The following is a 25,602-nucleotide window of genomic DNA, read 5'->3' on the forward strand; positions in this document are numbered from 1 at the left end:
GCACCCGCCCCGCGGCGACCTTCAGGACCGCAGGGCCCTACGACTTCAGGAGACACCGATGACCACGAACGAGCAGCTGAACCGCCGCGACGTCCCCGGCCGTTACCGGTACTCCGTGATCCCGCACGTCATGGTCGACGGCGCGGCGGCCGCGATCGACTTCTACGCGGAGGCTTTCGGCGCCAAGGAGCTCTTCAAGCTCCAGGCGCCGGACGGGCAGGTGATGCACGCCGAGATCGAGATCAACGGCTCGGCCCTGATGCTGGGAGATGCCGCGGGCGTGTTCACCTCTCCGTCGGGAGCGGGTTGCCCGTCGGTCGCGCTGCACGTGTTCGTCGACGACGTGGACGCCCTCGCCGACCGGGCCGTCACCGCGGGGGCGGAGCTGCTCCAGCCGCCGACGAACATGTTCCACGGCGACAGGACCGCGATCCTGCGCGACCCCTACGGGCACGTCTGGGTCTTCCTCACGCACCTGGAGGACGTGTCCCCGGAGGAGATCGTGAGGCGCGCGGCCATGCTGTGAGGGTGTGACCGCGGCCCGGTCATGGCCCGTGAGCGCATGACCGGGTGCGGGCGTACGGGCGTATGGGCCCGGCTCAGCGGACCGTCACATAGACCACGGGCGAGATGGCGCCGCCGCCGACGATGCGCAGGGAGTTGCGGCCCTTGAGGCCGAGCTTGACCCGCATGTTGTACGCACCGGAGCGTGCGGTGTACACCGACGCGGGCAGCGCCACCCAGCGCTTGCCCTGCTTCTGCTGAAGCGTGACGCGCGTACCGGCGCGCATGTGGTGGCCGACGCCGTAGATGCGGAAGTCGTGCCACGCCCGCACGCTGCCCACGGTCGACTTCGCCGTCAGCGTCGGGCGCGGAGCCGCGGTCACGGCGGCCCCGGGTGCGTGCGAGGAGTGCGGGCTCACGGCGCCGGCGCCGGCCACCGCGGGCCCCGCCAGGACGGTGAGGGCCGCGATTCCCGCCACCGACACCTGCTTCAGCTTCAACCGGTTCACGGTCAACGTCTTGTCTCCATCTCTCTGTTGATTTCTCGCTTGGTCGCTTTGCCGAGAAAGCTCTGCCAGCCGCCCGCGGGCTGCTCGCCCACCTGAAGTCCGCGCAGCCTGGCGAGGACGGCCGGGTCCTGGACGTCGAGCCAGTCGACGAACTGCCGGAAGGAGACGAGGCGTACGTCCTTCTTCCCGGCCATCCCCTTGAGGGCTTCTTCGACGGCGTCCATGTAGATGCCGCCGTTCCACTCCTCGAAGTGGTTGCCGATGAAGAAGGGGGCACGGTTCGTCTCGTACGCACGCCGGAAACCGGCGAGATACGACTGGGTCGCCTGGGTGCGCCAGCCGGGATAGTTGTACGAGGGCGCCCGCGTCGAATTCTTCGACTGGTTGGCCAGGACGTTGTAGTCCATGGACAGGACCTCGAAGCGGTGCCCGGGGAACGGGATCTGCTGCAACGGCAGATCCCACACCCCCAGGCGTTTCTCCGGCCACCGCTGCGATCCGCCGGGGGACGAGGAGTCGTAGCGCCAGCCCCGTTCGCGGGCGACGGGCAGCAGATTGTTCCGGCCGAGGAGGCAGGGCGTACGGCCGCCGACGAGTTCCTTGTCGTAGTCGAAGGGCAGTGACGGCAGATCGGTCCAGCCGGTGTTCGTGCGCCATTCCTTGACGAAGCCGGCGGCCTGGTCGATTTCGCTCTGCCATTGCGCGGGTGTCCAGTGGGCGACGCTTCCGGTGCCGGTGCAGAAGTGTCCGTTGAAGTGCGTGCCGATCTCGTGGCCTTCGAGCCAGGCCTGGCGGACGTACTTCAGCGTCTCCTTGATGTGACCGTCGGTGAGATAGCCGATGTCGGAGGCGCCGACCGCGTTGTTCGGCGGCTTGTAGAGCCGCTTCTTGGATTCGGGGAGGAGGTAGAGCCCGGAGAGGAAGAACGTCATCTTCGCGTCGTGGTCCTCGGCCAGCTTCAAGAAGCGCGGGAAGAGACCGTTGCCGACCTCGCCCGCACCGTCCCAGGAGAAGATCACGAACTGCGGGGGCGTCTCACCCGGCTCCAGGGGGACAGGGGAGTCCGGCTGCATCGGCTGCTTGCCCGTGAACGCCGTCGAACCGTCGCCGATCGGACGCGCCGGTGCCTGCTTCAGCTGCGCGCCGTGCCGTCCGCCCTCTCCCTCGTGCCCGTGCCCCTGCGCCGCCCCGGAGGGCGACGGGGACGCCGAACCCTTGGATACACGCTCCTCGGCACCGCACCCGGCAAGGCCCACGCCCGCTGTCACCGCAAGTCCGAGCCCCAGCGCGTGCCTTCGGCCGACCGAGCGCATACCCACTCCGTTCACTCGCTTCCTGGTCTCACCATGTGTAGACCGCAAGAAGATGAACGAATCAGATGACGGTATGTCTTTTGCCGGATTTGACCCGAAAAGGGCAGTTGCTGGAGGTGTGGCAGGTGAGGCGCTGGGCTGCTGTTCCGACCGGTCGGTGACGGGGCGTTAGAAGTGATGGCCCGTCAAAGTCCCCGAATGGGAGCGCCAGTGGTCGACTGCCGGGCCCGTCAAGTCCCTGGTGGATCCCACCCGCACGGAGGGGTCCACTGGACACCGCCGAGCACTGGCTCCCCTTCGATCACGTCGATCAGCTGCTGCACCGAGACGCCGCCGAGCGGCCCGGCCACGGAGACGACACCGGCGAGTGCCTTGTGCGCCCGGCGCCAGGCGCGGCTGCGACGGCCGCGCAGATGCTCCACGAGGGCGTGCGCGTACTGCGTCATGGCGCGCGTCCACATGTCGTGCCGCGTCTGCGTGCCGGCCGACGCACGGCGGACACTGCGCAGCGCGTCGGCCGGGCGGACGCGTGCCTGGGCCACGGCGAGCTCGGCCCAGCTGATCGCGGCGGGCGGCCCGTGGTCCGCGTGGGCCGGGATGGTGTGGGCGGCTTCCCGCAGGTGCTCGATGGCGCGTTCCGTCTCTCCGTCGCGCAGCGCGATGATGCCTTGTACGTGGGAGACCCGGCCGATGGTGGCGTCGTCCCCCGCGAGGACGGCCACGCGCCACGCCTGGCCCAGGAGTTCCTCGGCCTCGGGGGCGCCGGTGCACGCCGAGAGCCAGCCGGCCAGCCAGAGGGCCTGCCCGCAGCCCACGGTGCCGGCGCGTGCGAGGGGCAGCAGCCGCCGCAGATGCTCGCGCCCCTCGGCGGCGTGTCCGCACACCGCCCACCAGAACCACAGGTCCACGACCATGCCGAGGGCGGCCGCGCTCTCGTCGGCGGTGTGCGGGCCCCGTTCGAGCGCGGCCCGCAGATCGGGCTCCTCGTCGCGCAGCAGTCGGGTCGCCTGCTCGTGCCGTCCGGTGCTCCACAGCTGATGGGCCCTGGAGGCGACGGTGCGGTACCAGGCGAGGTGGCGGGCGGCCGCCGCGGCGGACTCCCCGACGGATTCGAGGCGTTCGGCACCGAACCCGCGGGCCGCGGCGGGCAGCCGATAGCGGGGCTGTAGTACGCCGCCGGGGTCACGCACCGGTTCGAGCACCGAGGCCAGGGCGAGCCGCGCCAGGCAGGACGCCACCCGCGCGGGGGCCAGCCCGCCGCCCGCGCACACATGGACGGCGGCGTCCTCGTCGAACTCGCCCGCGAAGACGCTGAGCCGCGCCCAGACGCTGCGCTCGGCCTGCCCGCACAAGGCGTAGCTGGCGCCCACGGCGGCCCGTAAGGACCGGTGCCGCCGCACGGGTGCTTCGGGCGAGCCGAGCCACCCCTGGGCGGGCCGGAGCATCCGCGCGAGCTGTTCGGGCGGATGCAGGGCGGTCTGCGCCGCGGCGAGCTCCACCGCGAGCGGTACGCCTTCCAGCTGGGCGCAGATGTCGCTGACGGCGCGCAGTTCGGCCGCGTCGGGCAGGGCGGGTGCGGGGACGGAGCCCCCGGCGGCCGACCGGGCGTCCGCCCCGCTCCGGAGAGCGCGCGCCCGCTCCATGAACAGCCGCACCGCGGGCCCCGGTTCCTCGTCCGCCCCCGGTTCGCTGACCGGGAGCGGTCCCAGGCGCAGGACCAATTCCTGTCCGAGCCCCAGCGATTGCCTCCCGGCGGCGAGAATCCGCACGCCCGGGGCGCGCTGCAGCAACGACCGCACCAGACGTGCGCACTCATCGCGTACGGGATCGAAGTCGTCGAGAACGATCAGCACCCGCCGCGCCCGAAGCCGCGCCATGAGCTCCCGCTCAGCACCTCCTTGCTCGCTTCCGGCGGCGGACGGGCCCTGCTCGTCCGCATCCGTCGCAGGCGGACGCTGCTCGTTCGTACTCGCCGCGGGCGGGTTCTGATCACCCCCGACCGCCGCGAGCCGCCGCCTCTGCTCGCTTCGCCCCGCAGCGGGCCGCTCCTGCTCGCCCCTACCCGTGGCAGCAGTCGGGTCCTGCCCGCCTCCATCCACCGCGGGTAGGCCCTGCTCGCCCTCACTTGCCGGGGAGGGCGCCTGCTCGTCGTCCCCACTTGCCGGGGAGGGCGCCTGCTCGCCCCCGCCTTCCGGCGAGGTCGCCTGCTCGCCCCCGCCTTCCGGGGAGGGCGCCTGCTCGCCCCCACCTTCCGGCGAGGTCGCCTGCTCGTCGCCCCCACCTGCCGGGGAGGCCCCCCGCTCACCTCCACCCGCCTCCCCGTCCATCGCCTCGACCACCGCCCGTGCCACCGACTGCCCCCGCGCCGGGCCGCCGCCGTCCCACCAGCGCACGATCACCACCGCGTCCGTCAGCTGGCTGCCCACCGCTGCCGCGGCATGCGCCGCGAGGGTGCTCTTGCCGATGCCCGCACCGCCGACCACCGTCACCAGCCTGCTCTGGGCCAGCAGCCTGCGGAGTCTCGACAGTTCCTCGGTCCGGCCCAGCAGGCCACCCCCGCGCACACGCACTCGCCCCGTCATCCCCTTCACGCTCGGGCCCTTCCATGCCGCGAGCCCTGCCGCCCGCCGCATGCCACACTCGCCGTGCAGAATCGTCACTGCAACGAATTCGCCAGATCCTCTAACTCCGTGTCCCGATCTGGGTTACGGGGCGAAGGGCCCGGCGGTCTGTCAGGCAGATCACCCTCCACCGGCGTCCTGCCTCACGTGACCAAGAACGAGCCGGAGCAGCCGGCCCCCGAGCGGCCGACACCCGAAGGACCCCAGAAGGAGAGACCGGCGCAGGAGCGGCTCTCCGCCGCGGAGACCTGGCGGGCGCTGTACCGCTACTTCCGCCCGCACCGCTGGGTCGTCGCGTTCGGCGCCCTGTGCACGCTGATCGGCGCGGCGACCGGCCTCGCCCAGCCGCTCGCCGCGAAGGCCCTGGTGGACCGGCTCGGCAGCGACGAGTCGATCGCCGGGATCATCCTCCTGCTCACCGCGCTCGTGGTGCTCGGCACCGCCATCGAGTCCGTGGGCGCGTACGTCCTCGAACGTACCGCCGAGTCCGTGGTGCTCGCGGCCCGGCGCACCCTGATCGGGCGGCTGCTGCGGCTGCGTGTGCCCGAGGTGGAGCGCACCCAGCCCGGCGACCTGATGTCCCGGATCACCTCGGACACCACACTGCTGCGCGCGGTCACCACACAGTCCGTGGTGTCCGCCGTCGCGGGCGGACTCTCCTTCATCGCGACGATCGTGATGATGGGCCTCATGGACGTCGTCCTGCTCGGCGTCACACTCGGCGTGATCGTGCTCATCGGCGGCGCCGTGGCCCTGGTGATGCCGAAGATCGCGCGCTCGACGGAGCGGGCCCAGGAAGCGGTCGGCACCATCTCGACCGCGCTGGAGCGGGCCTTCGGCGCGTTCCGCACGCTCAAGGCATCGGGCGCCGAGGAGCGCGAGACCGCCGCCGTGCAGGCCGCCGCGCAGGAGGCCTGGCGGCACGGCGTGCGGTCCGCGAAGTGGCAGGCGGTGGCGTGGAGTTCGGTCGGCTTCGCCGTGCAGGTGTCGTTCCTCGCCGTCCTCGGCATCGGCGGCGCCCGCGTGGCGTCCGGCGCGATCTCCGTCTCGACGCTCGTGGCCTTCCTGCTCTTCCTCTTCTACCTGATCGACCCCGTGTCCCGACTCGTCGAGGGCGTCTCGCAGTACCAGGTCGGCTCGGCGGCGATCGCCCGGATCGTCCGGGCCGAACGCCTGGAGACGGAGGACGTCACCGAGCCCGCGACGCCCACCGGGCAGGACGGCCCCGCCGCCGTCGCCTTCGAGGACGTCACCTTCCGCTACCGCGAGGGCCTTCCGTACGTCCACCACGGCGTGAGCTTCGACATCCCCGGCCCCGGCATGACCGCCTTCGTCGGCCCTTCGGGCGCGGGCAAGACCACCGTCTTCGGCCTCCTGGAGCGCTTCTACGACGCGACGGGCGGCCGCGTCCTCGTCGACGGCCGCGACGTGCACGCGTGGCCGCTGGCCGAACTCCGCTCCGTCATCGGCTACGTGGAGCAGGACGCGCCCGTCCTCGCGGGCACCCTGCGCGAGAACCTCCTCTTCGGGGCGCCCGGTGCGACGGACGCGGAGATCGGGGACGTCCTCGTACGCGCCCGACTGGACACCCTCGTCGAACGGCTGCCGGACGGCCTGGAGACGCTGGTCGGACACCGCGGCTCGCAGCTGTCCGGCGGCGAACGCCAACGCGTGGCGATCGCCAGGGCGTTGCTGCGCAAGCCGCGCCTCCTGCTCCTCGACGAGGCGACGTCGCAGCTCGACGCGGTGAACGAAATGGCGCTGCGCGATGTCGTCGCCGAGGTCTCCCGGGAGGTGACGGTCCTCGTCGTGGCGCACCGCCTCTCGACGGTGACGCTGGCCGACCGGATCGTGGTGATGGACGCGGGCCGGGTCCGCGCGTCCGGCACGCACGAGGAGTTGGTGGCGGCCGATCCGCTGTACGGGGAGCTGGCGGCGACGCAGTTCCTCGCGACGACGGCATGATCGCCGTACAGCGGATCGGCCGCCGATAATCGCTGGCCCCGTAGGCGACCTCCAGGTTGGATGGCGGGCATGACCGGTGGACGCAGACGAGCGCAACTGTTCGTGGACGAAGAGCGGGACGGCCGGCTCGACGCCCGGACCACCGGCGAGGAGCGGCTCATGCTCGCCGACTTCCTCTCGGCCCAGCGCACCACGCTGGAGCTGAAGTGCGCGGGCCTGGAGGCCGAGTTGGCCCTGCGGTCCGTGGAGCCCTCCACGCTCTCGCTGCTCGGCCTCGTCCGGCACCTCGCCGACGTGGAGCGCCGCTGGTTCCGCCGCGTGCTGGCCGGTCAGGACGCGGCGCTCCTCTTCAGTACGGACGCCAACCCCGACCAGGACTTCGACGGCGCGCTGCCCGAACCGCCCGTGATCGCCGGAGCATGGGAGGCCTGGCGCGCCGAGGTGGCCTTCGCCGACCGCTTCGTCGCCGAGGCGCCCGATCTCGACATCGAGGGCCACGACGGCTGGCGCGGAACGGTGTCGCTGCGCTGGGTGCTCATCCACATGATCGAGGAGTACGCCCGGCACAACGGCCACGCCGACCTCCTCCGCGAACGGATCGACGGCGCGATCGGCGTGTAGCGGTGCGTCTCCTCCGCAGAGAAGGGAACTCCGTGCCAGGTCGCGGAGGGTGAAGCACCACCCGGCGTCAACGGCGATGATCTCTCCATGAGTTCGAGCGAGATCACATTGATGTCCGACCCGAAGGTGGCCGCCGTACCGGTCCAGGAGTGCGGGGAGCGCCTGGTCGACGTGCGCCACGCAGGCACGCTCCTGGTCGACACCCGCGCCCAGGACGCCGACGACGCCTTCGCCCGGCTGCGCGAAGGCGTCCTGGCCCGCATCCTGCACGCCCAGACGCTGCTGCCCGACGGGCTGTGCCTGCTGTTCGTCGAGGGCTACCGACCGCCGTGGCTGCAGCGCGGCTACTTCGAGGAGTACGAGAGCCGGCTCCGGGACTTGAACCCCACGTGGACCGCCGAGCGGCTCCACACGGCGGCGAGCCGCTATGTGTCGCCGCCGGAGATCGCACCGCACAGCGCGGGCTCCGCCGTGGACCTCACCCTCGCCGACGCCGACGGCCGCGAACTCGACCTGGGCACGCGGATGAACGCCTCCCCGGAGGAGAGCGATGGCGCCTGCTACACGGATGCGGACAACATCACCGCCGCGGCCCGCCGGAACCGCGAGATCCTCGGCGCGGCCCTGCGGGGCGCGGGCCTGGTCAACTACCCCACCGAGTGGTGGCATTGGTCCTACGGCGATCGTTACTGGGCGCTGGCAGAGGGCGCGCCGCACGCCCTCTACGGGCCGGCCGGCGCGGAGGCTAGCGCGCGGTCGTCAGCCGGTTGACGAGGTCGTGCCACCCGGCTTCCACACGGTCGAGCGGCATGCCGAGCTCGACGGTCAGGTGGTGGACGAGAACGCTGTCGACGGAGCCGAGCAGGGCGTGCGCGAGCAGCTCGGCATCGCCCGCCACGCCCGCCTGGCGCAGCAGCATCGTGACGTGCGTGCGGCGCAGCCGGTTCGCCGGGACGGCGTAGGTGCGCAGCGGGTCGGTCCGGGAGGACAGGACCAGTTCGTGGTGGTCGCGCTCGTGACGAATGAGGGCGGGACCGAACGCGTGCAGGCGCTCCAGGGGCGGGGCGTCGGGGCCCAGCGGGGGCGGGCCGGAGAGGAAGGCGGCCTGGAGCTGCTGCTCGCTGTGGTCGAGCAGGGCGACGAGGAGGCCGGTGCGGTCGCCGAAGCGCCGGAAGACCGTTCCCTTGCCGACTCCGGCCGCCGCGGCCACCGCGTCCATGGTCAGCTGCGCGGCTCCGCACCCGGCCATCAGCTGTGCGGCGGCCTCCAGCAGGCGCGTGCGGTTGCGCGCGGCGTCGGCCCTGAGTGACGGCTCGCCGGCCGGGGTGAGGACGAGCTCGGTCGCCCCGCGCGGTGCGTCGGGCGAGGGGAGGGGCGGGAGAGCGGAGCCGGTCATGGGTCCAGCGTAACGCTCCGCGGGGACAAGTGGACCGTGGTCCGGATAGGTGGTACAACTTTAAACGGACCCCGGTCCGCTTGTCGCGTAACCCGTAGTCGCAACCCGTATATGAGTTCCGTCCGCACGTCTTTCAGGAGTTCCGCCATGTCTGTACGCATCCTCGCCCTCGTCGGCAGCCTCCGCGCCGGCTCCCACAACCGTCAGCTCGCCGAGGCCGCCGCCAAGCACGCGCCCGCAGGCGTGCACATCGAGCTGTTCGAGGGTCTTGCGGACGTGCCCTTCTACAACGAGGACATCGACGTCGAGGGCGGCGTCCCGGCCGCCGCGGCCCACCTGCGCGAGGCGGCCGGCGGCGCCGACGCCTTCCTGCTCTTCTCGCCCGAGTACAACGGCACCATGCCCGCCGTCCTGAAGAACGCGATCGACTGGCTGTCCCGCCCGTACGGCGCCGGTGCGATCTCCGGCAAGCCGGTCGCCGTCGTCGGCACCGCGTTCGGCCAGTACGGCGGCGTGTGGGCGCAGGACGAGGCCCGCAAGGCCGCGGGCATCGCGGGCGGCGCGGTCATCGAGGACGCCAAGCTGTCCATCCCCGCCTCCCTGACGCGCTTCGCCGAGACCCACCCGGCGGACGACACCGAGGTGGCCACGGCCCTCACCGAGATCGTCGCCCGCCTCACCGAGCAGGCCACGCCCGTCGCCGCCTGACGCTTGCACGCAGGGCCGCCAGGCGCGGGTGCGGCAGCCGAAGAGGGAGCCCCCGCACCGCGCGGCTCATCCTTCGCCGGCGCGTGGCGCGCCTGGGGGCGGGGCTCCCGGCCGAGGGTGACGCCGCCGTCAGGCGACGGGGGGCTTGGTCACCTTCGTCGCCGCGTAGAGCAAGGGCTCCGTACCCTGCTCGACCCCTGCGAGCGCAGGACGCCCAGTGAGGCGAGCGGGGAGAACCTCGGCTTGTCGCGGCCCAGGCTCGCGCCCGCCGTCTGGAGGCTGGTGCGCGTGCAGCCGGGGTGGGCGGCGTGCTCAGGAGCGGCGCGCCCCGTCCTGTGCGACCTGATCAGCGCGCGGGCCGCGGTCCTGGAACGCGATGTCTCCCCGAAGACCGCCGCGGAATACAAGCGGGCCGCCATCGCGAGCGTCGGCGTACCGGCCGGACTCGTGCGCGCCCACGTGCCGGAGCTCACGAGGGCGACGGGATGCGGTCCGCCGCCTACACCGTCAGGGTGACGGGCGCCGCCTGGGCGCACTCGCAGCCGTCCGCCGCGATGCCGGCCGCGAACGCAGCAGATCCCGAACTGGCAGTGATGCGGCTCGACTTCGCGCCGGTCGTCCGCGAGTGCTCGAAGTGCTGCGCAGCGGGTTGCTCGCACGGGCCGCGCGGTCGGCGCCCTAAATTGGTCCTCATGTACTCGACACGAGTGTCCGGGCACGTGAACGCCCCGCGCACGGCCGTCTATCAGGCGCTTCTGGACGCGGACGCGATCGCGCGCTGGCGCGTGCCGGACGGCATGAGCGGCCAGGTGCACACCTTCGACGCCCGCGAAGGCGGCCGGTTCCGCGTCTCGCTCACCTACGAGGCGCCGACCGGCACCGGCAAGTCGGCCGCGCACACCGACACCTACCACGGCCACTTCGCGAAGCTCGTACCCGACGAGCAGGTGGTCGAGGTGCTGGCCTTCGAGGCCGCGGATCCCGCGCTGCGCGGCACGATGACGATGACCACCACGCTCACCGACGCCGACGGCGGAACCGATGTCCTCGTCGTGCACGAGGGGATTCCCGACAGCGTCCCCGTCGCCGACAACGAGACGGGGACGCGCATGGCGCTGGCGAACCTCGCCCGGCTCGTCGAGGGAGCGCGCTAGGCGGCTCAGCGGACACGCAACTCCGCCGCGTCCCGCCGCAGGTACGCCGTCAGGGCGACGGCGGCGAGCAGCAGGATCGCGGGCGCGAGCGCGGCGGACGTGCCGTGGTGGAGCTGAAGGAGTCCGCCCGCGAGGGCGCCGGCGAACATCGCGGCGACGGACACGAACCTGCGCACGGACGCCGGGCCAAGCCGGTCGGAGGCCAGGCCCGTCAGGGTGCGGGTGAGGACGGTGGTGGTCAGATCGGGTACGGCCAGCTTGCCGACCACGGCGTTCTGCAGCCCCATGCCGAGCGCCAGGAGCACGATCAGGACGTGTCGCGCGTCGGCGGCGAGATCGAGCACCAGGGCCGCCGCCACCAGCACGGCGTGCCCCGCGACGAGGAGCGCGAACAGCCGCAGCGGCTCGGTGACCCGGGGCGCGATCCGCCCGCCGGTCCACGCGCCGACGACGAACGCGCCGACCGCCAGAAGCGACGCCGTGGCGGACAGCTGCACGTCACCCGCGAGCGCGAAGCCCAGGAAGACCACATTGCCGGTCATGTTGGCGACGAAGACGCGGTCGAGGCCGAGGTAACTGACGGCGTCGACGAGACCGGTGACGAAGGTCAGCAGGACGAGAAGCGGGGGCAGCACGCCGTGGTGGCCCGCGGTTTCGGGGAAGAGGCGGGCGGCGGCCCGGTCGAGCAGTGAGTTCATACCGTCTCTTCGGCAGGGACACCCCGCGGCCCGACCGCCCCGGGCCCGCCTCACCGCTCCCAGACCCGGCGCACCTCGCTTCCGGGGTCGTCGCGCACCGTCCAGCGCCGGCCGATGACCGCCGTGGCCCGGCGGCGGGTGTCGTACCGGGCCCAGCCGGGGTCTCCGGTGCGGGCGAAGCGGATCCACGCGGCATGCATGCGGGGAGCCAGATCGGCAGGAGGGCTGCCGGGGCCGAACAGCGCGTCGGGGCCGCGCAGCCGATCCGGGTCGAGGCCGAAGACGAAGGGGAGCTCCACGGTGTGGGTGGCGCCGAGCAGCCCGTCGAAGGCACCGGAGCGCCAGTCGAACAGATAGCTGTAGGTGGCCCCCGAGGACCGCTCGGCATGAGCGTCGGCCAGGGCACGGCTCCCCGCGCCGAACAGGGCGTCGCCCATGACGGCGGAGCGCAGCTGCCCGGGGGCGGCCCCGGGGTACGCCGCGCGATAGGCGTCGACGAGCACGTCCGGTTCGGGGTGGGAGCGTTCGGCGGCGGCCAGGACGTCGGCCATGGTCGAGTCGGCGTAGGCGCCGGAGGGGACGAGGTAGAGGTTGCCCTCCTCGGTGTTGGTGCCGACGAGGAGATCGAAGTCGGTGCTGCCGTGTCCGGCGGCGACGGCGTCGGCGGGCTGGCGGTCCGCGACCACGCTGAAGGGGCTGAGCCCGATCAGCGGGTCGTACGCGGTCGCGGTCCGAAGGTCGATGCCGCCGAGTCGGGCCGCGGCCTCGACCAGGCGCGCGTCGGGGACGGCGGCGAAGGCGTCGGCGTGCGGCGCGATGCCCAGAGCTGCCGCTGCCGCCCGCGTCACCCGGGCGGCCTGTTCGGGCGAGAAGGCGCCCAGGCCGCTGCCGCTCTGCACGACGGCGCGCTGGACGAGACCCCTGCTCTGTGGCGCGGCGATGACGGCACCGGTCAGGGTGGCTCCGGCGGACTGCCCGAAGAGCGTGACCCGGCCGGGGTCTCCTCCGAACGCGGCGATGTTCTCCCGTACCCAGCGCAGGGCGGCGAGGACGTCGAGCAGACCACGGTTGCGCGGCGCTCCGGGCAGGTCGAGGAAACCGGCGATGCCCAGGCGGTAGTTGACGGTCACCAGGACGACGCCGTCGCGCGCGAAGGCGGTGCCGTCGTACAGGCCGGCCCGGGTCGAACCCGCCACGAAGCCTCCGCCGTGCACGAAGACCATGACCGGCAGGGCCTCCTCCGAGTCCCGGCGCCCGGGGTGGTCGGGGGCCCAGACGTCGAGGGTGAGGTAGTCGTCACCGGGCACCCAACCGGGGCCGAAGTAGGGCGACATGTCGATCCCGCCCAGGTTCCGCTCGGCCTGCGGCGCGGTCGGCCCCGCCGCGGTCGCGTCCCGTACGCCGTCCCACGGGGCGTGCGGCGCAGGCGCGGCGAAGCGTCCCGTCCGCGCCGGGGGAGCGGCGTAGGGGACGCCGCGGAAGACCGCGACGCCCGCGTGCCGGGCACCGGCGACCACGCCCTGAGCGGTGGTCACGGTGCGGGTTTCGATGCGGTACCCGGTGCCGGGCCCGGTGCGGTTCTCGGTGGTCATGCCGTCGCCACCCGTCGCTCGTTCGCCACCCGTCCCTCGTTCGCCTCGTGCACCTTGTTCGCCTTGTGTGCCGCGTTCGCCTGGTGTGCCTCGCGCCCCTCCGTACGCACGTACGGAGTGAAGGGAGCCCACCCCTTGATGGCGAACGCACTGCCCGAGCGTTCGACCTCGGCGGCGCCGTGGCCGCCCAGGTGTGCGGGAACGACGAGCGCGTTGTGGTCGGCGGCCCAGCCCAGGATTCGTCGGCGCGTGGCGCGGGCGCCGACCGGGTCCTCGCAGAAGCAACTGTTGTGCTCCGGATCGACGAGCTGGACGGGACTGTGCAGCATGTCGCCGACGAAGACCGCCCGGTCGGTCCCGGCGGCGAGGGTGAGCACGCTGGATCCGGGGGTGTGCCCGGGGGCCGCTTCCAGGCGCAGGTTGGCGTCGATCCGGTGGTCTCCTTGCCACAGGTGCACCTGTCCCGCCTGGTGCACGGGGGCGACGCTGTCCTCGAAGACGTTCTGGTTGCCGCGGCCGAGCAGGGGAGTGTGGCCGTTCGCCGGGTTCCAGAAGTCGTAGTCGTCCTTCGGTAGCAGGTAGGTGGCGTTCGGGAAGGTGGGGACCCAGTCCCTGCCGTCCAGATAGGTGTTCCAGCCGACGTGGTCGACGTGCAGATGCGTGTTGATCACGATGTCGACGTCCTCGGGGGCGACACCCGCACGCGCCAGGTCGGCGAGGAAGTCGGTGCGCAGGTGGCTCCACACCGGTGCGTAGGGGCGCTCCTTGTGGTTGCCGACGCCCGTGTCGACGAGGATGGTCTTCCCCTCGCTGCGCAGCAGCCAGCTCTGGACCGCGGAGTTGACGATGTTCGTCCGCGGGTCGACGAAGTGGGGCGGGTGCCAGGCGGCGTCGTCGCGCCAGGCGTCCTCCGCGGCGGTGGGCAGGAACTGGCCGGGTGTCATGTCGACGGGGCCGTAGTACTCCTTGACGCGGGTGACGGTGACGCCGCCGAGTTCGATCTGTTCCAGCGGTTCGGCCTGTTCCATCTGTTCCATCTGGTCCATCGGGGTGCTCCTGAGGGCCGGGGCGGTCGGGCTTTCGATCACCACCACCGTCGTCGTGTCCGCGCAGGTCAGCCAGACCCGCCGCTGCCTACCCCGGACAGGGTCAGGCTGGCGCGCACGGGCCGATGCAGACTGGGGGACATGAGCGAACGAGGCCGACTCGGCGACTTCCTGTACGCGCGCCGTTCCCAGCTGCGTCCCGCGGACGTCGGCCTGAAGGACTACGGCGACCGGCGGCGCGTGGCAGGCCTGCGCAGGGAGGAGCTCGCGCTGCTCGCCGGTGTCAGCGCCTCGTACTACACGCGGCTGGAGCAGGGCCAGTCGGTGGGGGCGTCCCCGGAGATCCTGGACGCCGTCGCCAGGGCCCTCTGCCTCGACGCGTCGGAACGGAGACATCTGCACGACCTCGCCGACGCCGGCCGACGGCGAGCCCCGGCCCGTCGGCCGCGGCCCGAGCAGGCGGGGACCACCACGCTCCACCTGCTGAGCACCCTGGAGAGCGTTCCGGCGCTGGTCAGCGGCCGCCGCACCGACGTACTCGCCTGGAACCGTCTTGGCCACGCACTGTTCGCGGCGCACGTCAGCCCCGACAGCCCTCAGCGGGTGGCCGAGCGCCCCAACCTCGCCCGGATGCTCTTCCTGGACCCGCACACCCGAGCGCTGTACGCCGACTGGACGGCGAAGGCCAAGGCCGTCGTCGAGAATCTGCGGATGGTCGCCGGACGCCACCCCGACGACACGCTGCTGACCTCGCTCATCGGTGAACTCACCGTCAAGAGCCCCGAGTTCGCCGCCATGTGGACCGGTCACCAAGTACGCCCCTGCGACTTCGCCCGCTACGAGATGCGCCACCCCCTCGTCGGCACCCTCACCGTGACCCAGCAGAGCCTCCATCTCCCCCAGGCCGAGGGCCAGCACCTCGTGCTCGCGGTCACCGAGCCCGGCTCACCGTCGAGGGAAGCGGTGACCCTCCTCGGGCAAGCCGCCTCCGCCGCCGACCACCACCCGGGCTCCGGCGACGAGCGGGCCGAGGGCCGCTCCCGCCTCCGCGCCCACCTCCACGCCAACCTCCGCGCGGACCGGCCCTAGGACGGCTGGCGCCCCTCCAACGCGGTCTGCCAGCCCGGCAGTTCGGCCGCACGCGCCGGTGCGGCCCGCCGCCCGCCCCGCGCGAAGAAGTCGGCCAGCGGAAGCGTCGCGGCGCCGACCGTCACCGCGTCCGGACCGAGGCGGCCCAGGCCGATGGTGACGCGCCCCGCCGGGTAGGAGAGGGCGTAGGTGGGGATGTGGCGCTTCACCGCGGTCAGGAAGCGCTCCCCGAGCTGGAGCCCCGCCCAGCCGCCGACGAGGATGCGCTCCGGCTGGAAGAGGTTGATCAGGTCGGAGAGGCCCGCGCCCAGGTACTCGGCGGTCTCCTCCAGCACCGTCAGGGCCGTCGGATCGGCCGCTCCGCCGCTCTCCGGATAGGCGGCGTCGAGCATGGCGGTGAGCGCGCTCTCCTCGTCCGTGCCCCCGGGCGGGCGCCCGCCCGCCTCCTGCCACCGTTCGAGCAGCGCCTCCGCCCCCGCGTACGCCTCCAGGCAGCCGAGGGAACCGCATCGGCACCGTCTGCCCTGCACCCGCACGGTGAGGTGCCCCCACTCGACGGCGCGGCCCTGTTCCACGTCCTCGGTGACGACGCACGCGCCGACACCCGAACCGAACAGGACGACCACCGCGTTGCGCGTCCCGCGCCCCGCGCCGAACCACATCTCCGCCTGGCCGAGCGTCTTGGCCCCGTTGTCGATGAAGTACGGCACGGAATCGGGGAGTTGAGCCGCCCCCCGGGCGGTCTCCCGCAGCAGTGACTCCAGCGGGACCGCGTTCCAGCCGATGCTCTGCCCGTGCACGACGGCGCCGAGCTCGCCGTCGCGCGCGACGATGCCGGGCACGCCGATACCGACGCCGAGAAGCCCCTCCTCGGTGACGCCCGCCGCGCCGAGCACCTCGCCGATCCCGTCGCGGATGTGCTCGGCGATGCCGCCGGCATCGTGGCCCTTGAGCGTCAACGGCCGCTCCGTCCTGGCGAGTTCGGACAGGGAGAGGTCGAAGAGCTCGACGCGTACGCGGGTCTCGCCGACGTCCACGCCGATCAGCTGACCGCGGCCCGGCGCGACCCGAAGGAGCGTACGCGGGCGCCCGCCGTCGGACTCCACGCTGCCCGCCTCCTCCACCCACCCCTCCGTCACCAGCTCGGCCACGACGTTGCTGATGGAACCTGAACTCAGCCCGGTGGCCGGTCCGAGCGTGAAGCGGCTCATCGGCCCCTCGAAGTACAGCCGCTGCAGTACGGCGGCGCGGTTCTCCCGCCGCAGGTCGTGCACCGTACGCCCGTTGCGCTGCCCAGCCATGTGGTTCCTTCCGGCGTGCTCTGCCTCGAAGTTGGTTCTGTGTGACCCCTTGACGGTATCTTCCCTGCCGGTTTAACTCACGTCCTAAATTAAGTCATGAGGGCATTCAAGAGTTGAACGCGGCGCCTGCTCGACCCGGCGCTGGGCCAGCCGTCCTCCCCATGACTCCCTCCGGAAGGGACACCTGGAGCCATGCGCAGATTCCGAGCCGCCGCCTTCGGCGCCGCCACTCTCTCGATCGCCCTCACCGCCTCCGCCTGCGGCGGCGGTTCGACGACGGGCGGCGAGGGGTCCAACGACTCGCCGAAGACGCTGACCTACTGGGCGTCGAACCAAGGGCCCAATCTCGAGGCGGACAAGAAGATCCTCAAGCCCGAACTCGCCAAGTTCGAGAAGCAGACGGGGATCAAGGTCAAGCTCGAGGTCATCCCCTGGTCGGAGCTGCTCAACCGGATCCTGACCGCCACGACGTCGGGCCAGGGCCCCGACGTCCTGAACATAGGCAACACCTGGAGCGCGTCCCTGCAGGCCAGCGGCGCCCTGCTGCCCTGGGACGCGAAGAACTTCGAGAAGATCGGCGGCAAGGACCGCTTCGTGGAGTCCGCCCTCGGCTCGGCCGGCGCACCGGACAAGGACCCGGCCGCCGTGCCGCTGTACTCCATGGCGTACGCCCTCTACTACAACAAAAAGATGTTCAAGGACGCGGGCATCGAGAAGCCGCCCGTCACCTGGGACGAGCTGGTCGAGGACGGCAAGAAGATCTCCAAGGACGGCAAGTGGGCCCTGGGAGCGGAGGGGGCGAACCTCTCCAACAACATCCACCAGGTCTTCGCCCTCGGCAAACAGCACGGCGCCGACTTCTTCACCGAGGACGGCAAGGCCGACTTCACCTCCGCCGGCGCGGTCGCGGCCGTGAAGCAGTACGTCGACATGATGGCGAAGGACAAGATCGTCGCCCCGGGCAACGCCGAGTACGCGCAGAACCAGTCCCTGAGCGACTTCGCCAAGGACAAGACGGCGATGGTGCTGTGGCAGGCCGCGGCCACCACCTTCAAGTCCCAGGGCATGAGCGAGGACGAGTGGGGCGTGGCGCCCGTGCCCGTCCAGTCCGGCACGCCGGGCCAGGGCAAGGCCACCAACTCGATGGTCGCCGGCATCAACATGGCCGTCTTCAAGAACACCAAGAACATCGACGGCTCGCTGAAGTTCGTGAAGTTCATGACGAGCGACGCGGAACAGAAGATCCTCTGCAAGTCCTACGGTTCCGTGCCGCCCGTCAAGGCCGCACAGGAGGACGCCGCCTTCGACCGCCCCGAGCTGAAGGTCCTGCGCGACACCCTCGCCCAGAGCGCCGCGCCCCTTCCCCAGGTGGCCAACGAGTCGCAGTTCGAGACCGCGGTCGGCACCGCCGTCAAGAACCTCTTCGCGAGCGCGGCGGACGGACGTGAGGTCACCACCGCGTCCGTGAAGGCCGAACTGGTCAAGGCTCAGCAGCAGATGTCCCAGCAGTGAGCGACACGTCCATGACCGACACGTCCATGACCACGACCATCGTTCAGGACGCGAAGGAGCCGTCCGTGGCCGCCCCGGGAAAGCAGCGGGGGCCGCGCCGCCCTCCCGGACGGCTCCGCCGCATCGGCCTCCCCTACCTCCTGCTGCTCCCCGCCCTCCTGCTCGAACTCCTCGTCCACCTGCTGCCGATCGTCATCGGCACCGTGATGAGCTTCAAGGAGCTCACCCAGTTCTTCATCCGCGACTGGGGCGCCGCGCCCTGGTCGGGCCTGGACAACTACAAGGTGGCGGTGGACTTCGACGCGCCGGTGGGCGAGGCGCTGCTGCACTCGTTCTTCGTCACCTGCGCCTTCACGCTGCTGTCCGTCGGCCTCTGCTGGCTGATCGGGACGACCGCCGCCATCTACCTGCAGGAGACGTTCAAGGGGCGCGGCTTCCTCCGGGCGCTCTTCCTCGTCCCGTACGCACTGCCCGTGTACGCGGCCGTGATCACCTGGGGCTTCATGTTCCAGCGCGACAACGGCCTCATCAACCACGTGCTGCACGACCAGCTGGGCCTCACCGACAGCGCGCCGTTCTGGCTCATCGGCGACAACAGCTTCGTCGCGCTGCTCACCGTGTCGGTGTGGAAGGGCTGGCCGTTCGCCTTCCTCATCATGATGGCCGGGCTGCAGAACATCCCCAGGGAGATGTACGAGGCGGCCGCGCTCGACGGTGCCGGTGTGTGGCAGCAGGTCCGCCGCATCACGCTGCCGTCGCTGCGGCCCGTCAACCAGGTCCTCGTGCTCGTCCTGTTCCTGTGGACGTTCAACGACTTCAACACGCCCTTCGTCCTGTTCGGCAGGTCGGCGCCCGAGGCGGCGGATCTGATCTCCATCCACATCTATCAGTCCTCGTTCGCCACCTGGAACTTCGGTACCGGCTCCGCCATGTCCGTCCTGCTGCTCGTGTTCCTGCTCGCGGTGACGGGCGTCTATCTGTGGGTCACGTCGCGCGAGAGGAAGTCCGTGCATGTCTAGCGTGCGCATGGCCCCACGGCCCCGCCGGGCCGCGAAGCCCCGGTCGCCGATGGCGGCGCCCCGCTCGTTCCTCTGGTCGCGGCGAATCTTCCTGACGCTGCTCACGGGCTTCGTGCTCCTACCCGTGTACGTGATGGTCTCCAGCTCGCTCAAGCCCCTCGAAGACGTGTCCGGCACGTTCCGCTGGATGCCGAGCGGCCTCACGATCCGCCCGTACATCGACATCTGGAAGACCGTCCCGCTGGCGAAGTACTTCATGAACTCGCTGATCGTGGCGGGCGCGGCCACCGTCTGCTCGGTGGTGATCGCCGTCTTCGCCGCCTACGCCGTCAGCCGCTACCGGTTCCGCGGCAAACGCGTCTTCACGGTGACGGTCCTGTCCACCCAGATGTTCCCCGGCATCCTGTTCCTGCTGCCGCTGTTCCTGATGTACGTCAACATCGGCAACGCCACGGGGATCGCCCTGTTCGGCTCGCGGGCGGGTCTCATCCTCACCTATCTGACCTTCTCGCTGCCCTTCTCGATCTGGATGCTGATCGGGTACTTCGACTCGGTGCCGCGCGACCTGGACGAGGCGGCGCTCGTCGACGGCTGCGGGCCGATCGGCGCGCTCTTCCGGGTCGTCGTGCCGGCCGCGATCCCCGGCATCGTCGCGGTCGCCGTCTACGCGTTCATGACGGCCTGGGGAGAAGTGCTCTTCGCCTCCGTCATGACGAACGAAGGCACTCGCACCCTCGCCATCGGCCTGCAGGGCTACTCCACCCAGAACGACGTCTACTGGAACCAGATCATGGCCGCGTCGCTGGTCGTGAGCGTGCCGGTGGTCGCGGGCTTCCTGCTGCTCCAGCGTTACCTGGTCGCCGGCCTCACCGCCGGAGCCGTCAAGTGACCCACCCCCTCCCGTCTGATCCCCTTACGTCTGAGAGGACGTCTGTGTCCGAGCTCATCGACCTTGCCGCACTCCCGCACGACTTCGCGTGGGGCACGGCCACATCGGCGTACCAGATCGAGGGGGCCGTCACCGAGGACGGCCGTTCCCCCTCGATCTGGGACACCTTCTCGCACACCCCCGGAAAGATCGACAACGACGATCACGGTGACGTGGCCTGCGACCACTACCACCGCTGGCGCGAGGACATCGCGCTGATGAAGCAACTGGGCACCAACGCCTACCGGTTGTCCCTGGCCTGGCCGCGCGTCGTGCCCGGCGGCGACGGGCCGCCCAACGCCAAGGGCCTCGACTTCTACGACCAGTTGATCGACGGGCTGCTCGACGCGGGCATCACCCCGTCGGTGACCCTCTACCACTGGGACCTGCCCCAGATCCTCCAGGACCGCGGCGGCTGGCCCGAGCGGGAGACGGCCGAGCACTTCGCGGCGTACGCGTCCCTCGCCGCCGAGCGCTTCGGGGACCGCGTCACCCAGTGGGCCACCCTCAACGAACCGCTCTGCTCCGCCTGGATCGGCCACCTCGAAGGCCGGATGGCACCGGGCCTGACCGACCTGACCGCCGCAGTGCGCGCCTCGTACCACCTCCTGCTCGGGCACGGCCTGGCCACCCAGGCGATCCGTGCCGCGGCGCCCGGCGCGCAGATCGGCATCGTCAACAACCTCTCCACGGTCGAGCCCGCGAGCGACCGCCCCGAGGACGTCGCCGCCGCCCGCCGCGTGGACGGCCACACCAACCGCTGGTGGCTCGACCCGGTGCACGGCCGGGGCTTCCCCGCCGACATGCAAGAGGTCTACGGCGTCGAACTGCCGGAGCGATCAGGGGACTTGGCGACCATCGCGCAGCCGCTCGACTGGCTGGGCCTGAACTACTACTTCCCCGCCGTCGTCTCCGACGACCCGGCCGGCCCCGCGCCCTACGCCCACCAGGTGCGCCGCGAGGGAGTGCCCCGCACCGGCATGGACTGGGAGATCGACGCGAGCGGCATCGAGACCCTCCTGCTGCGCCTCACGAACGAGTACGGGGCGCGCAAGCTGTACGTCACCGAGAACGGCTCGTCCTACCCCGACGTCGTACGCCCCGACGGAACCGTCGACGACCCGGAGCGCACCGACTACCTGATCCGCCACCTCGCCGCCTGTGCGAGCGCAGCCCGCAAGGGGGCGCCGCTGGCCGGGTACTACGCGTGGTCGCTGCTCGACAACTTCGAGTGGGCCTACGGCTACGACAAGCGGTTCGGCCTCGTGCACGTCGACTACGAGACGCAGCGCCGCACGGTCAAGGGCAGCGGCCTGCGCTACGCGGACGTCATCAGGGGCCACCAAGGTCGCGTGAGCCGCGCCGCCTGACCCGGCCCGGCTTGGCCTGGTTCTGCCTGAGCAGCCGACAGCGGCTCCCGGTTCTCCGCCGATCCGGGGCCGCTGCGGCGTCCTTGCCCCACTTCCCCTTGTTCTCTTTGTTCCCTCTGTCTTCCTCCGTCAGGTCGAGTTCGTCTTCCTGCCCTCCTTCGCCGCCGCGCCTATGCACACGAGGCCCAGCAGGAAGGTGAGGCCGCCGATGATGATGTTGGTGAGGATGACGCCCATGTCAGGGCTCGTGCCGACGACCCACGGCGACACGATCATCCAGACGCCCATGGCGCACATGGCCCAGCTCAGGCCGTACATCCTGGCCGGCGCGACGGTGAACCCGAGGCCCAGCAGGCCGATCGCGATACCCATGATGAGGTTGTGCGTCGTGAGGACGGGCTGGCTTGTGGTGAAGTGGACCACCCAGGGGGAGATGGCACAGAAGAGGCCCGTGAGGAACACGGGCCCGTCCACGAGTGCCACATCGTTTCCACCGAGTACGCGGGCGTAGCGATCCCGCATTTCGGATACGTCAGGGTGAGCGGCTATGTCTCCCCTGTGTGAGACGTCGGCCATGAGACTCGTCTCCTCTGGTTCATGCAGGCCTGACCACGTCGCGCGGCGGGATGTCGCGCACATCCATTCTGCTCTTATTTTTTCTTTATGCGTAGTTATGTGCGATTCGTGGTCCACCGGTCACCGCACGTACGGGGGACCAGAACGCGCCGTCCCCCGCCGCGCCCGCTGGAATGGACACGTGACCGCGCCCCCGGACGACTGCCTCGCGCGCAACGAGTGGATCTGCGGCGAGTATCTGAGCACCCGCCGCCAGATCATCGTCGACGCGGTCCTCCAGCATCTGGAGCTGACCGCGGTCTCCGTGCTCATCGCGCTCGTCATCGCCGTCCCGCTGGCCGTCGTAGCCCGCCGCTGGGCCCTGGCGGCCGGTCCCGTCCTGGCGCTGACCACGGTGCTCTACACGATCCCCTCGCTCGCGATGTTCTCGCTGCTGCTGCCCGTGTACGGCCTGTCCGCGTCCCTCGTGGTCGCGGGACTCGTCCTGTACTCACTGACGCTGCTCGTGCGCAACATCCTGGCTGGCCTGCGCGCCGTCCCCGAGGACACCCGGCAGGCCGCGCGCGGCATGGGCTACGGACCCATCCGGCTCCTGCTCACCGTCGAACTGCCGCTCGCGCTGCCCGCCGCGATGGCGGGCCTGCGCATCGCCACCGTCTCCGCGGTCTCCCTCGTCACGGTCGGCGCGATCGTCGGCTTCGGCGGGCTCGGCAACCTCATCTACGCGGGCATGAACACCTACTTCAAGGCCCAGGTCCTGACCGCCTCCGTGCTGTGTGTCGTCATCGCCGTACTGGCCGATCTGCTGCTCCTGGGCGTGCAGCGGATCCTCACCCCGTGGACGAGGGTGGTCCGCTCGTGAACACCATCAGCGATGCCTGGCAGTGGCTCACCGACTCGGCGCACTGGGCGGGTGACGACGGCATCTGGCACCGGCTCACCCAGCACCTCGTCCTCACCGTGGTGTGCCTGATCCTGAGCTGTCTGATCGCGCTGCCGGTCGCGCTCATCCTCGGCCACCTGGGCAAGGGCGGCGCCCTCGCGGTCAACATCTCCAACGTCGGCCGCGCGGTGCCGACCTTCGCCGTCCTCGTCCTGCTGCTCCTCACCCCCATCGGGCAGTGGGGCGAGGGCCCCACCGTCGTGGCCCTCGTCCTGTTCGCCGTGCCGCCGCTGCTCACCAACGCGTACGTCGGCATGCGCGGGGTCGACCGCAGCATCGTGCAGGCCGCGCGCGGCATAGGAATGACGGGACGGCAGATGCTGTGGCGGGTCGAACTGCCGCTCGCGATGCCACTGGTCCTCAGCGGGGTGCGGATCGCCGCCGTACAGCTCGTGGCCACCGCGACGATCGCGGCGCTCGCCGGCGGCGGCGGACTCGGCCGGATCATCACGGCCGGGTTCAACCTCGCGAGCACCCCGCAGGTGGTCGCGGGCGCCGTCCTGGTCGCGGTGTTCGCGCTGATCGTCGAGGGGCTCTTCGAGATCGGCGAACGGCTCGCCCCGGGGTGGGCGCGGGGGAGAGGGCGGACCGGATGAGGTCACGTGCGGCACGGACGGCGGCGATCGCGGCCGGGACGGCCCTGCTCCTTGCCGGGTGCTCCTCGGGCCCGTCCCTGGAGACCCAGGGCGAGGTCACCGCGCCGCCCGGCGACAGCCACCACCTGGTCGTGGGATCGGCGGGATTCACCGAGAGCGACCTGCTGGCCCAGATGTACTCCCTGCTCCTGACGGAGGCCGGATACGGCGCGGAGATCCTCTCCGTGGCCAACCGCGAGCTCTACGAACCCGCCCTGGAGTCCGGCCAGATCGACGTCGTCCCCGAGTACGCGGCGACGTTCGCGGACTGGCTGAACGCCAAGAAGAACGGCGCGGACGCGAAGCCGGTCGGCTCGCCCGACCTGGACGCCACCATGAGGGCGTTGCGCGGCCTGGCCACCCCGCGCGGGCTCACCGTCCTGGACGCGGGCAAGGCCGTCGACCAGAACGCGTTCGCCGTCACCGCGTCCTACGCCGAGCAGCACCGCCTGAAGACCCTGAGCGACCTGGGCAGGTCCGGCCTGAAGGTACGCCTCGCCGCGGGCGACGAATGCGTGCAACGCCCGTACTGCGAACCCGGCCTGAAGAAGGTCTACGGCATCGACATCACCTCCGTCGACCCCAAGGGCGTGGGCACGACCCAGGCCAAGAAGGCCGTGCAGAGCGGTCAGGACCAGATGGTCCTGACCACGTCGACGGACGCCACGCTCGACGACTTCGGCCTGGTCCTCCTGAAGGACGACAAGAAGCTCCAGAACGCCGACTACATCGTCCCGGTCGTCAACCGCTCCCGCGCGGGCAGCGAGGGCGTCGCAAACGCGCTCGGCCGCCTCAACTCCGTACTGACGACGGCGGACCTGGCCTCGATGAACGAACAGGTGGACAGCTGGCGCAGGCTGCCGCAGGACGTGGCACGGACGTATTTGGAGGAGAAGGGGCTGCTGTAGCCGGCGCCTGGCATGTCGAACGGGGAGGCCTACGCGTCGGCGACGGAGTCGAACTCCACCTGGTCACGGGGCACGCCCTGGGCGTCCGCGTCCACCGAGCGGCGCAGGGCCTCGTGGAGCTTCGCCGGGGTCAGCACGCCGAGGAAGCGTGCCCCGTCGAGGACCGCGACCCAGCCCGCGTCGTGCTGGAGCATCACGCCGAACGCCTGCTTGAGCGGGGCGCCGACCGGGACCCACGCCTTCATGCGGTGGGCCAGATCGCCGACCCTGCCGCCCTCACCGGCCAGCGCCACCTCGTCGATACCGACCCAGCCGTGCAGATCCCCGTCCGTGTCCAGGACGACGGCCCAGCGGGCGTCCTGCTCGCGCAGCCGGGCGGCGGCGTGCGCGGCGGGCTCGTCGAGGCGGACCACCGACGGCTGCTCCAGGTCGTCCGCCTGGATGTCGGTGACCGAGAGACGCTTCAGGCCCCGGTCGGCGCCCACGAACTCGGCGACGTACGGCGTCGCCGGAGTGCCGAGCACCGCACCGGGAGTGTCGAACTGCTCGATGCGCCCCTGCCCGTACACCGCGATCCGGTCACCGAGCCTGACCGCCTCCTCGATGTCGTGCGTGACCAGGAGGACCGTCTTGCGGACCGCCGCCTGCATCCGCAGGAACTCGTCCTGCAACTGCTCGCGCACCACCGGGTCGACCGCCCCGAACGGCTCGTCCATGAGCAGTACGGGCGGATCGGCGGCCAGCGCACGAGCCACGCCGACACGCTGGCGCTGGCCGCCGGAGAGCTGCTCGGGGTAGCGCGATCCGTACGTCTTCGGGTCCAGGCCCACCAGGTCGAGCAGTTCGGCCGCCCGGGCCCGCGCCTTCGCCTTCTTCCAGCCGATCAGCGCGGGGACCGTCGCCGTGTTGTCGAGGATCGTCCGGTGCGGGAAGAGCCCCACCTGCTGGATGACGTAGCCGATACGGCGGCGCAGGCGGACCGGGTCCATGTCCGCGATGTTCTCGTCGTTCACGAAGATGCGGCCCGCGGTCGGCTCGATGAGGCGGTTCACCATCATCATCGTGGTCGTCTTGCCGCATCCGGACGGTCCGACGAGCGTGACAAGTTCACCCTGGGCGACCTCGAAGGACAGCTCGTCCACGGCCATCGTGCCGTCCGGGTAACGCTTGCTGACCTGCTCGAACCGGATCATG

24 protein-coding genes and 1 pseudogene are annotated in these 25,602 nt (G+C 71.2%); 15 read left to right on the plus strand and 10 right to left on the minus strand.

Annotated elements, in window-relative coordinates; genetic code table 11:
- The first annotated feature begins 58 nt into the window (after window positions 1–58).
- Window positions 59–526: a VOC family protein gene (locus ACIGXX_RS02410; protein ID WP_399971946.1), complete on the plus strand. Its 468-nt coding sequence runs from the start codon at window positions 59–61 to the stop codon at window positions 524–526.
- Between the two features lie 73 nt (window positions 527–599).
- On the opposite strand, the gene ACIGXX_RS02415 is transcribed toward ACIGXX_RS02410, so the two are convergent.
- From ACIGXX_RS02415 to ACIGXX_RS02425, 3 genes are all read right to left on the minus strand, one after another.
- Window positions 600–1,013, minus strand: a complete 414-nt coding sequence (locus ACIGXX_RS02415) for a hypothetical protein (RefSeq protein WP_399972808.1) — start codon at window positions 1,011–1,013, stop codon at window positions 600–602.
- A gap of 2 nt (window positions 1,014–1,015) precedes the next feature.
- Entirely contained in the window at window positions 1,016–2,326 is a 1,311-nt protein-coding gene (locus ACIGXX_RS02420; protein WP_351156824.1) for a hypothetical protein, read from the minus strand.
- A gap of 230 nt (window positions 2,327–2,556) precedes the next feature.
- Window positions 2,557–4,908 (minus strand): hypothetical protein, encoded by a 2,352-nt coding sequence (locus ACIGXX_RS02425; protein WP_399971947.1) that lies wholly within the window; start codon window positions 4,906–4,908, stop codon window positions 2,557–2,559.
- 186 nt (window positions 4,909–5,094) lie between these two features.
- On the opposite strand from ACIGXX_RS02425, the gene ACIGXX_RS02430 reads away from it, so the two are divergent.
- The 3 genes from ACIGXX_RS02430 (at window position 5,095) to ACIGXX_RS02440 (ending at window position 8,304) form a co-directional block, all read left to right on the plus strand.
- Complete coding sequence (locus ACIGXX_RS02430) at window positions 5,095–6,912, plus strand: ABC transporter ATP-binding protein (RefSeq protein WP_383816833.1); 1,818 nt, start codon at window positions 5,095–5,097, stop codon at window positions 6,910–6,912.
- Window positions 6,913–6,972: 60 nt separating this feature from the next.
- Window positions 6,973–7,533, plus strand: a complete 561-nt coding sequence (locus ACIGXX_RS02435) for a DinB family protein (RefSeq protein WP_399971950.1) — start codon at window positions 6,973–6,975, stop codon at window positions 7,531–7,533.
- Window positions 7,534–7,620: 87 nt separating this feature from the next.
- Window positions 7,621–8,304 carry a M15 family metallopeptidase gene (locus tag ACIGXX_RS02440; protein WP_399971952.1) on the plus strand — a complete coding sequence of 228 codons (684 nt, stop codon included), beginning with the start codon at window positions 7,621–7,623 and terminating at the stop codon, window positions 8,302–8,304.
- On the opposite strand, the gene ACIGXX_RS02445 is transcribed toward ACIGXX_RS02440, so the two are convergent.
- Window positions 8,279–8,929, minus strand: a complete 651-nt coding sequence (locus tag ACIGXX_RS02445; protein WP_399971954.1) for a TetR/AcrR family transcriptional regulator — start codon at window positions 8,927–8,929, stop codon at window positions 8,279–8,281. The genes ACIGXX_RS02440 and ACIGXX_RS02445 overlap by 26 nt on opposite strands.
- Before the next feature lie 147 nt (window positions 8,930–9,076).
- On the opposite strand from ACIGXX_RS02445, the gene ACIGXX_RS02450 reads away from it, so the two are divergent.
- From ACIGXX_RS02450 to ACIGXX_RS02460, 3 genes and pseudogenes are all read left to right on the plus strand, one after another.
- Window positions 9,077–9,637, plus strand: a complete 561-nt coding sequence (locus ACIGXX_RS02450) for an NAD(P)H-dependent oxidoreductase (protein WP_361463997.1) — start codon at window positions 9,077–9,079, stop codon at window positions 9,635–9,637.
- A gap of 288 nt (window positions 9,638–9,925) precedes the next feature.
- A pseudogene (locus tag ACIGXX_RS02455) lies at window positions 9,926–10,227 on the plus strand (TetR/AcrR family transcriptional regulator); the annotation flags it as partial.
- A gap of 102 nt (window positions 10,228–10,329) precedes the next feature.
- A complete protein-coding gene (locus ACIGXX_RS02460) occupies window positions 10,330–10,791 on the plus strand; it encodes an SRPBCC domain-containing protein (protein ID WP_351157957.1) in 462 nt (153 codons plus the stop codon).
- 5 nt (window positions 10,792–10,796) lie between these two features.
- Here the strand turns inward: ACIGXX_RS02460 and ACIGXX_RS02465 are convergent, their stop codons facing one another.
- The 3 genes from ACIGXX_RS02465 to ACIGXX_RS02475 are packed head-to-tail and all read right to left on the minus strand — an operon-like array spanning window position 10,797 to window position 14,091.
- Entirely contained in the window at window positions 10,797–11,489 is a 693-nt protein-coding gene (locus ACIGXX_RS02465; RefSeq protein WP_399971956.1) for a YoaK family protein, read from the minus strand.
- 50 nt (window positions 11,490–11,539) lie between these two features.
- Entirely contained in the window at window positions 11,540–13,081 is a 1,542-nt protein-coding gene (locus tag ACIGXX_RS02470; RefSeq protein WP_399971958.1) for a carboxylesterase/lipase family protein, read from the minus strand.
- Window positions 13,078–14,091, minus strand: coding sequence for an MBL fold metallo-hydrolase (locus ACIGXX_RS02475; RefSeq protein WP_399972812.1), 1,014 nt, complete (start codon window positions 14,089–14,091; stop codon window positions 13,078–13,080). The genes ACIGXX_RS02470 and ACIGXX_RS02475 overlap by 4 nt, the downstream gene beginning before the upstream one ends.
- Window positions 14,092–14,268: 177 nt before the next feature.
- Here ACIGXX_RS02475 and ACIGXX_RS02480 point away from each other — a divergent pair, with 177 nt between their 5' ends.
- Entirely contained in the window at window positions 14,269–15,216 is a 948-nt protein-coding gene (locus tag ACIGXX_RS02480) for a helix-turn-helix domain-containing protein (protein ID WP_399971961.1), read from the plus strand.
- On the opposite strand, the gene ACIGXX_RS02485 is transcribed toward ACIGXX_RS02480, so the two are convergent.
- Window positions 15,213–16,517, minus strand: coding sequence for an ROK family protein (locus ACIGXX_RS02485; protein WP_399971963.1), 1,305 nt, complete (start codon window positions 16,515–16,517; stop codon window positions 15,213–15,215). The genes ACIGXX_RS02480 and ACIGXX_RS02485 overlap by 4 nt on opposite strands.
- A 192-nt stretch (window positions 16,518–16,709) precedes the next feature.
- Between ACIGXX_RS02485 and ACIGXX_RS02490 the strand changes: the two genes are divergently transcribed.
- From ACIGXX_RS02490 to ACIGXX_RS02505, 4 genes are read left to right on the plus strand one after another with little or no spacing between them, the layout of a single operon-like run.
- Complete coding sequence (locus ACIGXX_RS02490; RefSeq protein WP_399971965.1) at window positions 16,710–18,029, plus strand: ABC transporter substrate-binding protein; 1,320 nt, start codon at window positions 16,710–16,712, stop codon at window positions 18,027–18,029.
- A 26-nt stretch (window positions 18,030–18,055) separates the two neighbouring features.
- Entirely contained in the window at window positions 18,056–19,048 is a 993-nt protein-coding gene (locus tag ACIGXX_RS02495) for a carbohydrate ABC transporter permease (protein ID WP_383817183.1), read from the plus strand.
- Window positions 19,041–19,937: a carbohydrate ABC transporter permease gene (locus ACIGXX_RS02500; protein WP_351156790.1), complete on the plus strand. Its 897-nt coding sequence runs from the start codon at window positions 19,041–19,043 to the stop codon at window positions 19,935–19,937. The genes ACIGXX_RS02495 and ACIGXX_RS02500 overlap by 8 nt, the downstream gene beginning before the upstream one ends.
- 44 nt (window positions 19,938–19,981) lie before the next feature.
- Complete coding sequence (locus tag ACIGXX_RS02505) at window positions 19,982–21,346, plus strand: GH1 family beta-glucosidase (protein ID WP_399971968.1); 1,365 nt, start codon at window positions 19,982–19,984, stop codon at window positions 21,344–21,346.
- A gap of 129 nt (window positions 21,347–21,475) precedes the next feature.
- On the opposite strand, the gene ACIGXX_RS02510 is transcribed toward ACIGXX_RS02505, so the two are convergent.
- A complete protein-coding gene (locus ACIGXX_RS02510) occupies window positions 21,476–21,922 on the minus strand; it encodes an SPW repeat protein (RefSeq protein ID WP_351156785.1) in 447 nt (148 codons plus the stop codon).
- A gap of 181 nt (window positions 21,923–22,103) precedes the next feature.
- Between ACIGXX_RS02510 and ACIGXX_RS02515 the strand changes: the two genes are divergently transcribed.
- The 3 genes from ACIGXX_RS02515 to ACIGXX_RS02525 are packed head-to-tail and all read left to right on the plus strand — an operon-like array spanning window position 22,104 to window position 24,408.
- Window positions 22,104–22,784 carry an ABC transporter permease gene (locus tag ACIGXX_RS02515; RefSeq protein ID WP_399971971.1) on the plus strand — a complete coding sequence of 227 codons (681 nt, stop codon included), beginning with the start codon at window positions 22,104–22,106 and terminating at the stop codon, window positions 22,782–22,784.
- Window positions 22,781–23,461: an ABC transporter permease gene (locus ACIGXX_RS02520; RefSeq protein ID WP_399971973.1), complete on the plus strand. Its 681-nt coding sequence runs from the start codon at window positions 22,781–22,783 to the stop codon at window positions 23,459–23,461. The genes ACIGXX_RS02515 and ACIGXX_RS02520 overlap by 4 nt, the downstream gene beginning before the upstream one ends.
- The gene (locus ACIGXX_RS02525; RefSeq protein ID WP_351156780.1) at window positions 23,458–24,408 is read left to right on the plus strand and encodes an ABC transporter substrate-binding protein; all 951 of its coding nucleotides are present in this window, start codon (window positions 23,458–23,460) and stop codon (window positions 24,406–24,408) included. Before ACIGXX_RS02520 ends, ACIGXX_RS02525 begins: the two co-directional genes overlap by 4 nt.
- A 29-nt stretch (window positions 24,409–24,437) precedes the next feature.
- Here the strand turns inward: ACIGXX_RS02525 and ACIGXX_RS02530 are convergent, their stop codons facing one another.
- A complete protein-coding gene (locus ACIGXX_RS02530) occupies window positions 24,438–25,601 on the minus strand; it encodes a betaine/proline/choline family ABC transporter ATP-binding protein (protein ID WP_351156777.1) in 1,164 nt (387 codons plus the stop codon).
- Window position 25,602 lies beyond the last annotated feature (1 nt).

The organism is Streptomyces sp. NPDC055243, assembly GCF_044544025.1.
Taxonomy (GTDB): domain Bacteria; phylum Actinomycetota; class Actinomycetes; order Streptomycetales; family Streptomycetaceae; genus Streptomyces.

Excerpts from the sequence above, each read along its gene's own strand:
- ACIGXX_RS02410 (WP_399971946.1), top strand. The coding sequence starts at position 59 with ATGACCACGAACGAGCAGCTGAACCGCCGCGACGTCCCCGGCCGTTAC.
- ACIGXX_RS02420 (WP_351156824.1), bottom strand. The coding sequence starts at position 2,326 with ATGCGCTCGGTCGGCCGAAGGCACGCGCTGGGGCTCGGACTTGCGGTG.
- ACIGXX_RS02425 (WP_399971947.1), bottom strand. The coding sequence starts at position 4,908 with ATGACGGGGCGAGTGCGTGTGCGCGGGGGTGGCCTGCTGGGCCGGACC.
- ACIGXX_RS02435 (WP_399971950.1), top strand. The coding sequence starts at position 6,973 with ATGGCGGGCATGACCGGTGGACGCAGACGAGCGCAACTGTTCGTGGAC.
- ACIGXX_RS02440 (WP_399971952.1), top strand. The coding sequence starts at position 7,621 with ATGAGTTCGAGCGAGATCACATTGATGTCCGACCCGAAGGTGGCCGCC.
- ACIGXX_RS02445 (WP_399971954.1), bottom strand. The coding sequence starts at position 8,929 with ATGACCGGCTCCGCTCTCCCGCCCCTCCCCTCGCCCGACGCACCGCGC.
- ACIGXX_RS02450 (WP_361463997.1), top strand. The coding sequence starts at position 9,077 with ATGTCTGTACGCATCCTCGCCCTCGTCGGCAGCCTCCGCGCCGGCTCC.
- ACIGXX_RS02460 (WP_351157957.1), top strand. The coding sequence starts at position 10,330 with ATGTACTCGACACGAGTGTCCGGGCACGTGAACGCCCCGCGCACGGCC.
- ACIGXX_RS02465 (WP_399971956.1), bottom strand. The coding sequence starts at position 11,489 with ATGAACTCACTGCTCGACCGGGCCGCCGCCCGCCTCTTCCCCGAAACC.
- ACIGXX_RS02470 (WP_399971958.1), bottom strand. The coding sequence starts at position 13,081 with ATGACCACCGAGAACCGCACCGGGCCCGGCACCGGGTACCGCATCGAA.
- ACIGXX_RS02480 (WP_399971961.1), top strand. The coding sequence starts at position 14,269 with ATGAGCGAACGAGGCCGACTCGGCGACTTCCTGTACGCGCGCCGTTCC.
- ACIGXX_RS02485 (WP_399971963.1), bottom strand. The coding sequence starts at position 16,517 with ATGGCTGGGCAGCGCAACGGGCGTACGGTGCACGACCTGCGGCGGGAG.
- ACIGXX_RS02490 (WP_399971965.1), top strand. The coding sequence starts at position 16,710 with ATGCGCAGATTCCGAGCCGCCGCCTTCGGCGCCGCCACTCTCTCGATC.
- ACIGXX_RS02495 (WP_383817183.1), top strand. The coding sequence starts at position 18,056 with ATGACCACGACCATCGTTCAGGACGCGAAGGAGCCGTCCGTGGCCGCC.
- ACIGXX_RS02500 (WP_351156790.1), top strand. The coding sequence starts at position 19,041 with ATGTCTAGCGTGCGCATGGCCCCACGGCCCCGCCGGGCCGCGAAGCCC.
- ACIGXX_RS02510 (WP_351156785.1), bottom strand. The coding sequence starts at position 21,922 with ATGGCCGACGTCTCACACAGGGGAGACATAGCCGCTCACCCTGACGTA.
- ACIGXX_RS02525 (WP_351156780.1), top strand. The coding sequence starts at position 23,458 with ATGAGGTCACGTGCGGCACGGACGGCGGCGATCGCGGCCGGGACGGCC.
- ACIGXX_RS02530 (WP_351156777.1), bottom strand. The coding sequence starts at position 25,601 with ATGATCCGGTTCGAGCAGGTCAGCAAGCGTTACCCGGACGGCACGATG.